10 protein-coding genes are annotated in these 15,057 nt (G+C 30.3%); 9 read left to right on the top strand and 1 reads right to left on the bottom strand.

Annotation, left to right across the window (positions count from 1 at the left end; genetic code table 11):
* Window positions 1–67 precede the first annotated feature (67 nt).
* Entirely contained in the window at window positions 68–1,027 is a 960-nt protein-coding gene (locus tag I1959_RS11785) for a carbohydrate kinase family protein (RefSeq protein ID WP_092921581.1), read from the top strand.
* Between the two features lie 263 nt (window positions 1,028–1,290).
* On the opposite strand, the gene I1959_RS11780 is transcribed toward I1959_RS11785, so the two are convergent.
* Window positions 1,291–2,520, bottom strand: a complete 1,230-nt coding sequence (locus tag I1959_RS11780) for an aminopeptidase (RefSeq protein ID WP_092921577.1) — start codon at window positions 2,518–2,520, stop codon at window positions 1,291–1,293.
* Between the two features lie 429 nt (window positions 2,521–2,949).
* Between I1959_RS11780 and I1959_RS11775 the strand changes: the two genes are divergently transcribed.
* From I1959_RS11775 to I1959_RS11740, 8 genes are all read left to right on the top strand, one after another.
* On the top strand, window positions 2,950–3,792 hold the full coding sequence (locus I1959_RS11775) for a nitroreductase family protein (RefSeq protein WP_092921575.1): 843 nt from the start codon (window positions 2,950–2,952) through the stop codon (window positions 3,790–3,792).
* A gap of 468 nt (window positions 3,793–4,260) precedes the next feature.
* Entirely contained in the window at window positions 4,261–4,977 is a 717-nt protein-coding gene (gene pyrF, locus I1959_RS11770; protein WP_195238369.1) for an orotidine-5'-phosphate decarboxylase, read from the top strand.
* Window positions 4,978–4,987: 10 nt separating this feature from the next.
* A complete protein-coding gene (locus tag I1959_RS11765) occupies window positions 4,988–6,034 on the top strand; it encodes a carbamoyl phosphate synthase small subunit (RefSeq protein ID WP_092921571.1) in 1,047 nt (348 codons plus the stop codon).
* A gap of 34 nt (window positions 6,035–6,068) precedes the next feature.
* Window positions 6,069–9,275, top strand: coding sequence for a carbamoyl-phosphate synthase large subunit (carB, locus tag I1959_RS11760; protein WP_166506130.1), 3,207 nt, complete (start codon window positions 6,069–6,071; stop codon window positions 9,273–9,275).
* Between the two features lie 229 nt (window positions 9,276–9,504).
* On the top strand, window positions 9,505–10,926 hold the full coding sequence (gadC, locus tag I1959_RS11755; RefSeq protein WP_092921567.1) for a glutamate:gamma-aminobutyrate antiporter: 1,422 nt from the start codon (window positions 9,505–9,507) through the stop codon (window positions 10,924–10,926).
* Between the two features lie 104 nt (window positions 10,927–11,030).
* Window positions 11,031–12,425 carry a glutamate decarboxylase gene (locus I1959_RS11750; RefSeq protein ID WP_166506129.1) on the top strand — a complete coding sequence of 465 codons (1,395 nt, stop codon included), beginning with the start codon at window positions 11,031–11,033 and terminating at the stop codon, window positions 12,423–12,425.
* A gap of 205 nt (window positions 12,426–12,630) precedes the next feature.
* The gene (locus I1959_RS11745; protein ID WP_195238367.1) at window positions 12,631–13,692 is read left to right on the top strand and encodes a DUF2776 family protein; all 1,062 of its coding nucleotides are present in this window, start codon (window positions 12,631–12,633) and stop codon (window positions 13,690–13,692) included.
* Between the two features lie 318 nt (window positions 13,693–14,010).
* Window positions 14,011–15,057 (top strand): glutamate decarboxylase (locus I1959_RS11740; RefSeq protein ID WP_195238365.1); only part of this gene is annotated, 1,047 nt, incomplete at its 3' end.

Raw genomic sequence — 15,057 nt, 5'->3', positions numbered from 1 at the left:
TCTATAGAAAAAACTCATAAGAATGTGATAAAATAGGAAGGTGATTCTTAGGGAGGTTTAAACAAAAATGATAGACAATAGGCAACCTTATGCGTTAGTTTTCGGAGTATCAGTTTTTGATATCTGCGGGTTTACAAACAATAATTATAGATGTAATGATTCTAATCCAGGTAAAGTTAAGACTTCTTTCGGAGGAGTTTGTAGAAATATAGCTGAATGTATGGCTAGAGTAGGTGTAAATACAAGATTTATCTCTATATTAGGAGATGATGAGACAGGAAAAAGAATGTTAGATCATTCTAAAAAGATGAACTATGATATGAGCGAGTCTCTAATAATAAAAGGAGGGCACACTCCTACATATATGGCTATCTTAGATGAACAAGGTGAGATGGTTTCTGCTGTAGTTGATATGAACATAATAGACATGTTTACTACAGAATTTATAGACTCAAAAGCGGAAATAATAAGAAATGCTGAGTATATGATACTAGACTCAGATAGACCTGATATAGTAGAATATATAATACAAAACTTTAGTAAAGATACTAAACTTATATTAGATCCAGTTTCAGCAGCAAAGGCTAAAACAGTTAAACACTTAATAAAAGGGTTCCATACTATAAAGCCAAATAGATATGAGGCTGAAATAATGTGTGGATTTAAAATACACAATGATGAAGATTTAAGAAAAGCTGGTAAATATTTTACAGACTTAGGTATCCAAAACGTATTTATAACATTAGATGAAGATGGTATATACTACAACAATGGGCAAGAAGAAGGTAAAATTAAGGCTAATGATGTAAAAGTAATCAACGTTACTGGTGCAGGAGATTCTTTTGTAGCAGGTATAGCTAATGGTTATATGAATAATATTAATATAGTTGATACTGTAAAATATGCAATAGCTATGTCATCTATAACTATAGCAACAGAAGAAACTATTCATCCAGATATGAGCCACGAGTTAGTTGAAAAATATATTAACAATATAGAGTGGACAGAAGTAAAATATAGTAAATAGAAATTTACTATATTAAAAAAATTATGTATAATTAAGTTATAAGTTAATCTGCAAAATGTAAGATTAATTGATATAAAATATTTATCGTCGACAACCAAAAAACATCTAGGGTTATATTTTGTAATCCTAGATGTTTTTTATTATCTATAGATAATAAATAGATAAGACAGTAAACTTATTATAATATTTACTATTATTTTTATATAACCTTAAAAAGAGATGCTAAGCCTAACTAGCATCTCTTTTATTTAATAGGTATTAAATTAGAAAGCCCAGTTTCCATCTTTGAATACTTGAATTTCTTCACCATCGTTAGTTATACCAACGATATCCATATCAGCTGAACCTATCATGAAGTCAACATGAGTTAAACTTGTATTAACACCATATTTATCCATTTCTTCTTCTTTTATAGAATCACCATCTTTTATACAAGTCTTGTATGCAGATCCTAATGCAAAGTGACAAGATGCATTTTCATCGTATAAAGTGTTGAAGAATACTATATTAGTGTCTGATATAGGAGATTTAAAAGGAACTAATGCAACTTCTCCTAAGTAATGAGAACCTTCATCAGTGTCTATTAATTTACCTAGTGTCTCAGCACCTTTTTCAGCTGTGAAATCTATTATTTTTCCATCCTTAAATGTTAAAGAGAAGTTATCTATAACATTTCCACCATAAACAAGTGGTTTCGTGCTATGAACTACACCATTAACTTTAAATTTGTGAGGCATAGAGAAAACCTCTTCTGTTGGTATATTTGGGTTGAAGTTAACACCATTAGGGTCTTGAGATGCACCGCTTAACCAAATATGCCCCTCAGGTAATTCCATAGTTAAATCAGTTTTTGCTGATTTAAATTTTAATGTTTTGAAGTTTTTATCATTTAAGAAATTCATTCTTGTTTTTAAGTCATTGTTGTGATTATTCCAAGCTTCTATTGGGTCTTGACCAGAAACTCTTGAACACTTAAATATTGCTTCCCATAATTTTTCAACAGCTTCTTCTTTAGAAACATCAGGGAATATCTTAGCTGCCCAAGATTCAGTTGGTACAGATACTATACTCCATTTACATTTGTCAGATAGAGTGTAAGATCTCCATTCCTTTAAAGCTTGTGCAGATGCTTTTTGGAAGTTAGCGACTCTTTGAGGATCTACATTTTTTAATAAATCAGGGTTTTGAGCATATATAGTTAAGAAAGCTCCCCCTTCTTTTGCTATATCAACATATTGTTCTGAAGTCCACTTAGGGAATTCGTTAAATGCTTCTTCAGGTGCATTTAAGTATTTTATTAAAGTACATTCTTCATCAGACCATTCTATATGTACATTTTTAGCTCCAGCCTTATAAGCATGCTCAACAACTTTTCTAACAAAAGGAGCACATTCGATAGGCGATCTAACAAGTAAAGTTTGGTCAGCTTGTATATTAACTCCGACTTTAACAGCTAACTCAGCATACTTATCTAAATTTCTTTCAAATTCCATAATTTGAACCTCCTAAAATTTTAATAAAATTATCTTATTAAGATAATTATAGTTTATTCACTGCTAACTTAATAATACTAAAAAAATAAGGGAATTACATAATTTTACTATAAAAAAATATTTATAATATATTTACAAAAACAGAAAATTGGAAACAGTTTTCTTATAAAATAAATTATCGGCAAAAATAAGCACTAGATAAACTATAATACTATATTTTATACCCAAAAAAATATAAGTAAATATATAAAAAATATTTAACTATAAATTATAAATAATATGTATTTAAATGTACAAAAAGAATAAAAAAATTTATAATATAATATATGAATTTGTAGAAATGACTAGAAAAATATAACTATTAATAAAAGATATATAATATATCAATTTGATTTATATAGATATTGGAAATATTTTAGGAGGAAATAAATGGACTTATATGATGCTATATTTTATAGAAGAACGATAAAAGAATATTCAAATAGAGCTGTAAAACCAGAATTAATGAAAGAAATTAAAGAAATATGTAAGAGTATTGATTATTTAAATGAAGAATTGGATATAAAAGCACATTTAATAGATAGAGGTCACTTGATACAGTTTTTAATGAAAAAGGACTGTAATATAAAGGCACCTCACTATATATTAGTAACATCGAATAAAGGGGAAGACTATTTACAAAATATTGGTTTTGCAATAGAAAATGTAGTGTTACAATTAACAACTTTAGGTTTAGGTACTTGTTGGATAGAGTGTAACTTATCTCAAGAAGATGTAAAGGAGATTATAGACATTGATACAGAGAGTATAGAAATATATTCAAAAGAACAAGTTAAGGAAGAAGATATAGAACTAGAAGAAAGTATAGAGGAAAGTGAAGAGCAACCATATATTGTAATAGCTTTTGGATACCCAAAAGAAGGAGAGCATATTTTTAGAAATGTAAATGCAGAGCCAAGAAGAAAAAGAACAAAAGAAATATCAAAGAAAATGGATAGAAAGTGGACTAAAATATTAAGTGCTGTAAGAATGTCATCATCTGTAAAGAATGTACAACCTTGGAGATTTTACAATACGAAAACATCTATTGATATATATGAAGAAAAACAAAAAAAGTCTATAGAGAAAATGAGTAAAATAAGTATGGGAATTTGTCTTAGAAATTTTGATATAGCTTGTAAAAAATATGATATGAAAGTAAAATATGAAAAAACAAAGGCTAAAAAAAGATTAGGGAAAGAGTATTATATAAGTGCTATAATAGAAGAATAGAAAATATTATATATTATATCGATTTATAAAGAGAGAAGAAAAAAAGAAGAGTTGACATTAAAAGGAAAAGATGTAATAATTGTATACAAGATAAAGCTTTAAAATATCCCGAGAGGATATGAAGTGTAGTATGTAATTAAAATAAAATAGAAATTCCTTGAAACTAGTCCAGAGAGGCTAAAAAGGTTAACTATAATAATTAATTTTGTATATATAACCTCTAGCTGGATTGGCTAGAGGTTTTTTTAGCAACGGATGTGACTGAGTGAATACGAAGCCATATCGTTGGCGATATGAACGAAGTGAATTTTTAAAATAAAAATATAATAAAGTCTTTTAAACTAGTCCAGAGAGGCTGGGAAAGATATCTCATAGCTTATAAATGTAATGTTATGTATAGATAGAATCCTTATACCCTGTGGTATGAGGATTTTTTATTAAGGCTTTATTAAAAAGGGGAGTAAAATTATGGTAAATGGAAAAGACAAACTAATAGTGGCGATAGACACTAACGAATTTGATAAAGCTAAAGAATTAATAGATACACTAGAAAATGAAGTGGATATATTTAAAGTAGGGTTAGAACAATATGTAGCAACAAGAGGTAAAACAGTAGATTACTTAAAAGAAAAAGGTAAAAAAATATTCTTAGACCTTAAGTTCCATGATATACCAAATACTATGCAAAGTGCAGTAAGAGCAGCAGTTAGGGATAATGTTTGGTTAATGACAATACATGTTTCTGATATGGAAGGTATGAGACAATGTGCATTAGCTGCTAAGGAAGAGGCTGAGAAATTGAATATAGAAAAACCTATAATAGTAGGTGTTACAGTATTAACATCGCTAAGCAATAAAGATTTACAAGATATAGGATGCAATATGACTACAGAAGAATTAGCTATAAAAAGAGCCAAACTAGCTAAGGAAGCAGGAATTGATGGAATAGTTTGTTCAGCACAAGAAGTAGATAAGATAGTTGAGGCTTGCGGAAAAGATTTCGTAACAGTATGCCCAGGTGTAAGACCAGCAGGTGCAGACAAGGGAGATCAAAAGAGAGTAGTAACTCCAGCTGATGCAATCAACAAAGGAGCACATTATTTAGTAGTTGGAAGACCTATAACTAAAGCTGAAAATCCAGCTCAGTCAGCTAAAAATATAGTAAATGAAATAGCGAATGCTTAGGAGGGTTAATATGAAGGGGAAATTAATATTACAAGATGGAACTATATTCGAAGGTAAAGCCTTTGGATATTTAAATGACAGTGTAGGAGAAGTAGTATTCAATACTTCTATGACAGGATATGGAGAAGTGTTAACAGATCCTTCGTACTATGGACAGATAGTAACGATGACATATCCTCTTGTAGGAAACTATGGTATAAACTTAGAAGACGTAGAATCTAAGGGAGTTCATGTAAAGGGATTTATAGTAAGAGAAAAAAGTGATATGCCAAATAACTTTAGATGTGAAATGGATTTAGACACATACCTAAAGCAAAATAAAGTTATAGGGCTTGAAGGAATAGATACAAGAGCTCTTACAAAAATATTAAGAAACAACGGAACTATGAAAGGCATAATAACTTTAGAAGGTACATCATTAGAGCAAGTTCAAGCTAAATTAGATGCATTCTCAAATACTCAAGCAGTAAAAACAGTAACTAGGAAAGAAGTAGAGCATATAGCTGGAAGAGGAACAAAAGTTGCTGTAATGGACTTTGGAGTTAAGGAAAACATACTAAGATCATTTGCAAATCGTGGATGTGATATAACCGTATTTCCTGCAACAACAAAGCCAGAAGATGTATTAGGAATAAACCCAGATTTAATATTCTTATCTAATGGACCTGGAGATCCTGAAGATTTAGAAGATGTTATAGAAAATATAAAAGAATTAATTGATAAAAAGCCAATAGCAGGAATATGCTTAGGACACCAATTACTAGCATTAACTTTAGGTGGAAAAACAGGAAAGTTAAAGTTTGGACACAGAGGTGGAAATCATCCAGTTAAAGATTTAGAGGAAAACAAAGTATTTATAACATCTCAAAATCACGGTTATTACGTATGTGAATTACCACAGGATATGGAAGTAACGCATATAAACTTAAACGACAATACTGTAGAAGGAATGAGACATACAAAATTACCTATATACAGTGTCCAGTATCATCCAGAGGCTTGCCCAGGGCCAAAAGACAATGATTATATATTTGATAAATTCTTAGCATTAGTATAGATTGTTAAATTTAATTAGATAAGGAGAAAAAATTATGCCTAAAATAGATAGAATAAAAAAGACATTAGTATTAGGTTCAGGACCTATAATCATAGGGCAAGCAGCAGAGTTTGATTATTCTGGAACACAAGCTTGCCAAGCATTAAAAGAAGAAGGAATAGAAGTCGTATTAATAAACAGTAACCCAGCTACTATAATGACGGACAAAGAAGTAGCGGATAAAATATATATAGAACCATTAACAATAGAATTTATAGAAAAAATAATAGAAAAGGAAAGACCAGATAGCTTATTAGCAGGAATGGGTGGTCAAACAGCTCTTAATTTAGCAGTTGAATTACATGAAGCTGGAATACTTGAAAAGTATAATGTTGAAATAATAGGTACATCTGTTGAATCTATAAAAAAGGGTGAAGACAGAGATACTTTCAGAGAAGTAATGAGAGAAATAAATCAACCAGTTGTAGTTAGTGATATAGTAACTGACTTAGAAAGTGGATTAGAGTTTGCAGGAAAAATAGGATATCCAGTAGTTGTTAGACCTGCATATACACTAGGTGGAACTGGAGGAGGTATAGCTGAAAATGTTGAAGAACTTACAGAAATACTTACTCAAGGTTTACAATTAAGCCCGGTTAACCAAGTATTGCTTGAAAAAAGTATAAAGGGTTGGAAAGAAATAGAATATGAAGTAATAAGAGATGGCAATGGAAATTGTATAACTGTATGTAATATGGAAAATATAGACCCTGTTGGAGTTCATACAGGGGATAGTATAGTTGTAGCTCCAAGTCAAACTTTAAGTGATAGAGAATACCAAATGCTTAGAAAAGCATCTATAGATATAATAAATGCAATAGAGGTTAAAGGTGGGTGTAATGTACAGATAGCACTTAACCCACACAGTTTAGAATATGCAATTATAGAAATAAACCCAAGAGTTAGTAGATCTTCGGCATTAGCATCTAAGGCTACTGGATACCCAATAGCTAAGGTTGCTGCAAAAATAGCTTTAGGATACACTCTAGACGAAATAGAAAATGCAGTTACAAAGAAAACATACGCATGTTTTGAGCCAACGCTTGATTATGTAGTAGTTAAGATACCAAAGTGGCCATTTGATAAGTTCAAGCAAGCTAATAGGAAGTTAGGAACAAAGATGATGGCAACTGGAGAAATAATGAGTATAGGAAGTAACTTTGAAGCTGCAATGTTAAAAGGTATAAGATCTCTTGAAATAGGAAAATATTCATTAGTTCATGCTCCTTCAGAAGAAAAGAGCTTAGAAGAATTAAAGAAGAGTATAGTGGTACCAGATGACGAAAGATTATTCGACTTAGCTGAAATGATAAGAAGAGGCTATAAAGTTGACATGATAGAGCAAATAACAGGTGTAGATAAGTGGTTTATACACAAGTTTAAGTGGATAGTAGAGCAAGAAGAAAAATTAAGAGGTATGAAAATAGAAGACTTAAATAAAGATTACCTATTAGAACTAAAGAAAAAAGGATTCTCAGATAAAGGTATAGCTGACCTAATGAAGATAAGTCCAGAGATATTATGTGAGTTAAGAAAGCTATACAACATACAACCAGCATATAAGATGGTTGATACTTGTGGAGGAGAGTTTGATGCATTATCTCCATATTACTACTCAACTTATGAGCAATTTGATGAAGTAGAGGTAAGTAATAAGAAAAAAGTTGTAGTATTAGGTTCTGGACCAATAAGAATAGGTCAAGGGATAGAATTTGATTATTGCTCAGTACATTGTGTAAAATCATTAAGAAAAATGGGAATAGAAACTATAATAGTAAACAACAACCCAGAAACAGTAAGTACAGACTTTGATACATCAGATAAACTATACTTCGAACCATTAACAGAAGAAGAAGTATTAAATATAATAGAAAAAGAAAATCCAGATGGAGTAATACTTCAATTTGGTGGGCAAACAGCTATAAAATTAGCTAAATTCTTACATGAAAAGAATATAAAAATATTAGGAACTGACTTTACTGACATAGATGCAGCAGAAGACAGAGAAAAGTTTGAAGAATTACTAGAGAAATTAAATATAAACAGACCAAAAGGAAAAGCTATATGGTCAGTGGAAGAAGGTATAGAAGAAGCTAAGAGATTAGAATACCCAGTACTTGTTAGACCATCTTATGTACTTGGTGGTCAAGGTATGGAAATAACTTATGATGAAACTAAGTTAGCTAGATACTTGGAAGATGCTTTCAAGAGAGACAAGAAAAATCCAGTACTTATAGATAAGTACTTAACAGGTAGAGAAATAGAAGTAGATGCTATATGTGATGGAGAAAATATACTAATACCAGGAATAATGGAGCATTTAGAAAGAGCTGGGGTTCATTCTGGGGATAGTATAACAATGTATCCAAGTCAAAATATAAATGATGAAATAAAAGCCAAAATATTAGATTACACGAAGAAAATTGCTTTAGAGCTAAACGTACTTGGAATGGTAAATATACAATTTATAGAATTCAAAAATGAATTATATGTAATAGAAGTTAATCCAAGAGCAAGTAGAACTGTACCTTATATAAGTAAGGTAAGTAATGTACCTATAGTGGACCTAGCTACTAGATGTATGTTGGGAGAGAAGTTAGTAGACTTAGGATATGGAACAGGTGTATATAAAGAGCCTAATCTAGTATCTGTAAAGGTTCCAGTATTCTCAATGTCAAAACTTGCTAGTGTTGATGTAAGTCTTGGGCCTGAGATGAAATCTACAGGAGAAGTACTAGGTGTAGGTGAGACTTTAGAAGAAGCTTTATATAAAGGGTTCTTAGGAGCAGGAAAAACTATGTCTGACAAAAAAGGTGTAGTACTTGCAACTATAAATAATCATGATAAAGAAGAGTTTATAGAAATAGCAAAAGATATGAATGAATTAGGCTATACTTTCGTAGCTACAGAAGGAACAGCTAAGATATTACAAGAAAATGGAATAGATGCTGATATAGTTAAGAGAGTAGAAGAAGCTAGACCAAACATACTTGATGTTATAAGAAACAAGCAAGTAGATATAGTAATAAATACCCCTACTAAAGGGAATGACTCAACAAGAGATGGATTTAAAATAAGAAGAACTGCAACAGAGTTCTCTACGGAAGTAATGACATCACTTGATACATTAAAGGCTTTAGTTGAAGTGAAAAAGAAGCATATAATGAATGAAGGTTTAGAAGTATACAATATAGCTGAATAATAAAATTAATAAACACCACTTTAGAGATATCTCTAAAGTGGTGTTTATTAATTTTAACACATGGAAAAAGTTAGAAAATTATAAAATAAGAAAACTAAATAAATTTTAAATCAAATGGTTATGGATGTTGAAGCGTGGGTATTTATGTCATATAACGACAATAAGTTACTTTAGGCCTAAGATAATTTAGTATATGTTAGAAAAAATTAATACCTAGGAGATGATTCAAATGAAAGATGCACAAGTAGGTAAAAAGGGAACACTTACATTGTTTGCATTCTTTGCAATGACAGCATCAATGGTAATGACTGTTTATGAATATCCAACATTCGCAACATCAGGATTTAATCTAGTATTTTTCCTTTTATTAGGAGGAATTTTATGGTTTTTACCAGTTGCTTTATGTGCAGCAGAAATGGCCACTGTAGAAGGATGGCAAGAAGGGGGAATATTCGCTTGGGTAGGTAATACTCTAGGTGAAAGATACGGCTTTGCAGCTATATTCTTCCAATGGTTCCAAATCACAGTTGGATTTGTAACTATGATTTATTTTATTTTAGGATGTGTTTCATACATATTTAACTGGAATGCGTTAAACAATGTTCCAGCTATAAAATTTATAGGAGTTTTAGTTATATTCTGGGGATTAACATTTTCTCAGTTAGGCGGAACAAAAAACACAGCTAAGATAGCTAAGGCTGGATTTATATTTGGTATAGTTATACCCGCTATAATTTTATTTGGTTTATCAATAGCATACTTAGTACAAGGTAACCCAGTAGATGTAAAAATTGGAATGAAATATTTCGTACCTGATTTTACAAAAGTAAATACATTAGTTGTATTCGTTTCATTTATATTAGCTTATATGGGGGTTGAAGCATCAGCATCTCATGTAAATGAATTAGAAAATGCTAAGAAAAATTACCCATTAGCAATGATAATATTAGTAGTACTAGCTATAATACTAAATACTATAGGTGGTTTAACAGTAGCATCTGTAATACCTAAGTCTCAATTAAGCTTAAGTTCAGGTGTTGTTGAAACATTTAAAGTTCTAATACTTCATTTTAGTGCTAATGCTACATGGCTTGTAAAATTAATAGCTTTATTATTAGCTTTAGGAGTAATGGGAGAAGTTAGTGCTTGGGTTGTAGGTCCTTCAAGAGGAATGTATTCAGCAGCACAAAAAGGAATTTTACCTAAATCATTAACAAAAACAAATGAACATGATGTTCCAGTACGTTTAGTATTAATTCAAGGAATAGTAGTTACAATATGGGCAGCTGTTCTTACTTTTGGTGGAGGAGGAAATAACGTATCTTTCCTTACAGCAATATCACTAACAGTTGTAATATATCTAGTAGGATACTTACTATTCTTCATAGGATACTTTACTTTAGTACTTAAACATAAAGATTTAAAACGTTCTTACCAAGTTCCAGGAGGAAAAACATTTAAATTAATAGTAGCAGCATGTGGATTCATAACATCTATATTTGCTCTAGTAATATCATTTGTTCCACCTAGCCAATTAAGTGGTAAGAGTGTTACAGAATATTTAACAATATTAAGTGTTAGTTTTGTAATAACTATTCTAATACCTTTTGTAATTTATGCAATAACTGATAAAAAGAGAAAGGCTAATTAAACAGTCTTAACTCTAAAGAAAGTGTAAAAAAGTCGCAAAATAGACACTAGAAAAAATCATTAAAAATTTAAATCAAAGCATGAAGTTCTAGGAGGATTTTTAAAATGTTATGTAGTAAAAAAGAAGATACTTACAGCACACCAGTGTTTGGGACAATAGAGTCTGGCTCTAATATTCCAAAAGACGTAATAGGGAAAGATTCTATTGCTCCAAACGTGGCGTATCAATTAATTAAAGATGAGTTAATGAATGAAGGAAATGCAAGACTTAACTTAGCTACATTCTGTCAAACTTATATGGAGCCAGAAGCAACAAAACTTATGGCAGAAACATTAGAAAAAAATGCTATAGATAAATCTGAATATCCACAAACAACAGAAATGGAAAATAGATGTGTTGATATGATAGCTAACCTATGGAATGCTCCAAAAGAGTTGAACTATATAGGTACATCAACAGTAGGATCATCTGAAGCATGTATGCTAGGTGGTATGGCTATGAAATTCAGATGGAGAAATAGAGCAGAAAAAGCAGGAATAGATGTAAATGCTAAGAAACCAAACTTAGTAGTATCTTCAGGATATCAAGTTTGCTGGGAAAAATTCTGTGTATATTGGGATATAGAAATGCGTACAGTGCCAATGGATGAAGAACATATGAGTTTAGACATTAATAAGGTGTTAGATTATGTAGATGATTATACAATAGGTATAGCAGCTTTATTAGGGATAACATATACAGGTAAGTTTGATGATATAAAAGCATTAGACGCAGTAGTAGAAGAGTATAATAAAACAGCTAAAGTATCATTACCTATACACGTAGATGCTGCATCAGGTGGTATGTTTACTCCATTTATAAATCCAGAACTTGAATGGGACTTTAGATTAAAAAATGTAGTTTCAATAAGTACATCAGGACATAAATACGGATTAGTATACCCAGGTATAGGTTGGGTAATATGGAAAGATGAAGAATATTTACCAAAAGAATTAATATTTGAAGTAAGTTACTTAGGTGGATCAATGCCAACTATGGCTATAAACTTCTCAAGATCAGCAAGTCAAGTTATAGGACAATATTATAACTTCTTACGTCTTGGATTTGAAGGATATAGACAAATACATCAACGTACAAAAGAAGTAGCTATGTACTTAAGTAGAGAAATAGAAGCTACTGGTTTATTTAAAATCTATAATGATGGTGAAAATTTACCAATAGTATGTTACAGATTAAAAAATGAAGATGATGTACAATGGACATTATATGATTTAGCAGATAGATTAGCAATGAAAGGATGGCAAATACCAGCATATCCATTACCAGTTAACCTACAAGATACAATAATACAACGTATAGTATGTAGAGCAGACTTAAGTTATGATATGGCTGAATTATTCATAAGAGATTTAAAAATGGCTATAAATGATTTAAATAATGCTAAGATATTAGTTCATGGAAAAAAACAAGAAAATAAAAAATATGGATTTACTCACTAAAAATAAATTAAATTATAATAAGATTTTAGTAATCAAACCTTTAATCTAACTTGGTAAAATATATATAAAAAAGCAATTGGAATTAAATATAATTCTAGTTGCTTTTTTACAATAAGATAAGTAGCTATGAATCAAGCTAATAATTAATATGTAGGTATTGGTTTGATTTTTATCTACTTTCAAAATTTTTTTGGAGGTAAGAAAGATGAATTATTATATTAGTATATTTTTTAGGGCGATACCATTACTTATGGGAGTGGTATGTCTAGGGTATGGGTTTTATGTGAAAAATTTAGGGCAATTAATAGGATCTGAGTTTGTAGTTGCAGGCCATGTTCTGATATATTTAACAGCTATATGTATTGCACTATTTACCACTGCAGCAACTATAATAAGACAGCTTATAAATAAGTACAATAATTTTGATAAGTGGGTTTTACCAAGTATAGGTTATTTAGCATCAATATTTACAATGGTATCAGGAATAATGTTATTTGAAACAGCAGGTCAAAATTCAGCATATGTTGTTTCAGGAAACGTAGTATTTGGATTAGGATTAATAGCTTGTTGTGTTTCAACAGTTGCAACTTCATCAACTAAATTTCTTTTAATACCTAAAAATAGTTCTAACTTAAAAGAAGGAGATGAACCTGAAGATTCTTTTAAAGAACCTACAGCTAAAATATTAATATCAGTACCTGTTGTTTGCGCGTTAATTGCTTTTATTAGGGGTATATATTTATTAATGTCATCTTCGGCTACTGAAAATTTTGTAGCAGGGCATGTAATAATAGGAATCTCATTAGTTTGTGCTAGCTTAGTAGCACTAGTAGCTAGTGTTGTAAGACAAATACAAAATAAGTTTACAGAGAAAGAGCGCTATAAATGGTCAATATTAGTTGTTATATTAGGAACCATAGATATAATATGGGGGATAGCAGTACTTTCAATAGCTACAAATCCTGCTTGGATAGCTCCAGGATTTGTTCTAATTGGATTAGGGATAGTATGTTACAGTATATTAAGTAAAGTACTTTTATTAGGAATGGTGTGGAGAAAATCAAATCCATTAGCTAAGAGAGTACCTTTAATACCAGTAGTGACAGCACTTATATGCTTATTTATGGGAGCATTTTTATTTGAAGCTGAAATATTTAATATAGCATACTTTATACCAGCGCGTGTAATGATTGGACTTGGAGCAATTTGTTTTACATTATTCTCTATAGTATCTATATTAGAAAGTGGAACTTCATCTTCAAAATAATTAACTTAAACAAGAAAATTGATTTTAATATAAAATTAAATTGCAAAAAAGAGTATTTTGAAATGTATAGAACTTGTTTTATGCATTGAAAAATACTCTTTTCTATTATAAAGAAAATTTAGAAAAAAGAAAAAATATATAAAAAAATTGTAAAAATATGTTTAACACACAAAAAGAGAGGTATATATATAGTATAACAAAAAACAAAATAATATATAAAAAGTCTAAAATGAAAAATGCTCAATAATTTGAACAAAAAATTAAATTTATAATTATTAAAATTAATAATTATAAAAACACTATTAGGAGGAATCAAAAATGTTATTTAGTAGAAAAGACAGATTAGGCGATAAATATGATACACCAGTATTTGGGACAATAGAATCTGGCTCTGAGGTAGCCAAAGATGTTTTAGGGAAAGATTCTATTGCTCCAAATGTAGCATATCAATTAATTAAAGATGAGTTAATGAATGAAGGTAATGCAAGACTTAATTTATGTACATTCTGCCAAACTTATATGGAACCAGAAGCAACTAAACTTATGGCAGAAACATTAGAAAAAAATGCTATAGATAAGTCTGAATATCCACAAACAACAGAAATGGAAAATAGATGTGTTAGTATGTTAGCAGATTTATGGAATGCACCAGAAGATATGAAATACATAGGTACTTCTACAGTAGGTTCATCTGAAGCATGTATGCTAGGTGGTATGGCTATGAAATTCAGATGGAGAAATAGAGCAAAAGAAGCAGGAATAGATGTAAATGCTAAGAAACCAAACTTAGTAATATCTTCAGGATATCAAGTTTGTTGGGAAAAATTCTGTGTATATTGGGATATAGAAATGCGTTTAGTACCAATGGATGAAGAACACATGAGTTTAGATGTAGACAAAGTGTTAGATTATGTAGATGATTATACAATAGGTGTAGTAGGTTTACTAGGTATAACATACACAGGTAAATTTGATGATATAAAAGCATTAGATGCTTTATTAGAAGAATACAATAAAACAGCTAAGATATCAGTACCTATACATATAGATGGTGCATCAGGTGGTATGTTCGTACCATTTATAGATCCAGAGCTTGAATGGGACTTTAGATTAAAAAATGTAGTTTCAATAAGTACATCAGGTCATAAATATGGATTAGTATACCCAGGTATAGGTTGGGTAATATGGAAAGATGAAGAATACTTACCAAAAGAATTAATATTTGAAGTAAGTTACTTAGGTGGATCAATGCCAACTATGGCTATAAACTTCTCAAGATCAGCAAGTCAAGTTATAGGACAATATTATAACTTCTTACGTCTTGGATTTGAAGGATATAGACAAATACATCAACGTACAAAAGAT

It is taken from the genome of Romboutsia sp. 1001285H_161024_C4, assembly GCF_015550185.1.
In the GTDB taxonomy this organism is placed as follows: domain Bacteria; phylum Bacillota; class Clostridia; order Peptostreptococcales; family Peptostreptococcaceae; genus Romboutsia_C; species Romboutsia_C hominis.
This window is presented reverse-complemented; position numbering and strand designations above follow the sequence as displayed.

Coding starts and splice junctions, on each gene's coding strand:
- I1959_RS11785 (WP_092921581.1), top strand. CDS start 68: ATGATAGACAATAGGCAACCTTATGCGTTAGTTTTCGGAGTATCAGTT.
- I1959_RS11780 (WP_092921577.1), bottom strand. CDS start 2,520: ATGGAATTTGAAAGAAATTTAGATAAGTATGCTGAGTTAGCTGTTAAA.
- I1959_RS11775 (WP_092921575.1), top strand. CDS start 2,950: ATGGACTTATATGATGCTATATTTTATAGAAGAACGATAAAAGAATAT.
- pyrF (WP_195238369.1), top strand. CDS start 4,261: ATGGTAAATGGAAAAGACAAACTAATAGTGGCGATAGACACTAACGAA.
- I1959_RS11765 (WP_092921571.1), top strand. CDS start 4,988: ATGAAGGGGAAATTAATATTACAAGATGGAACTATATTCGAAGGTAAA.
- carB (WP_166506130.1), top strand. CDS start 6,069: ATGCCTAAAATAGATAGAATAAAAAAGACATTAGTATTAGGTTCAGGA.
- gadC (WP_092921567.1), top strand. CDS start 9,505: ATGAAAGATGCACAAGTAGGTAAAAAGGGAACACTTACATTGTTTGCA.
- I1959_RS11750 (WP_166506129.1), top strand. CDS start 11,031: ATGTTATGTAGTAAAAAAGAAGATACTTACAGCACACCAGTGTTTGGG.
- I1959_RS11745 (WP_195238367.1), top strand. CDS start 12,631: ATGAATTATTATATTAGTATATTTTTTAGGGCGATACCATTACTTATG.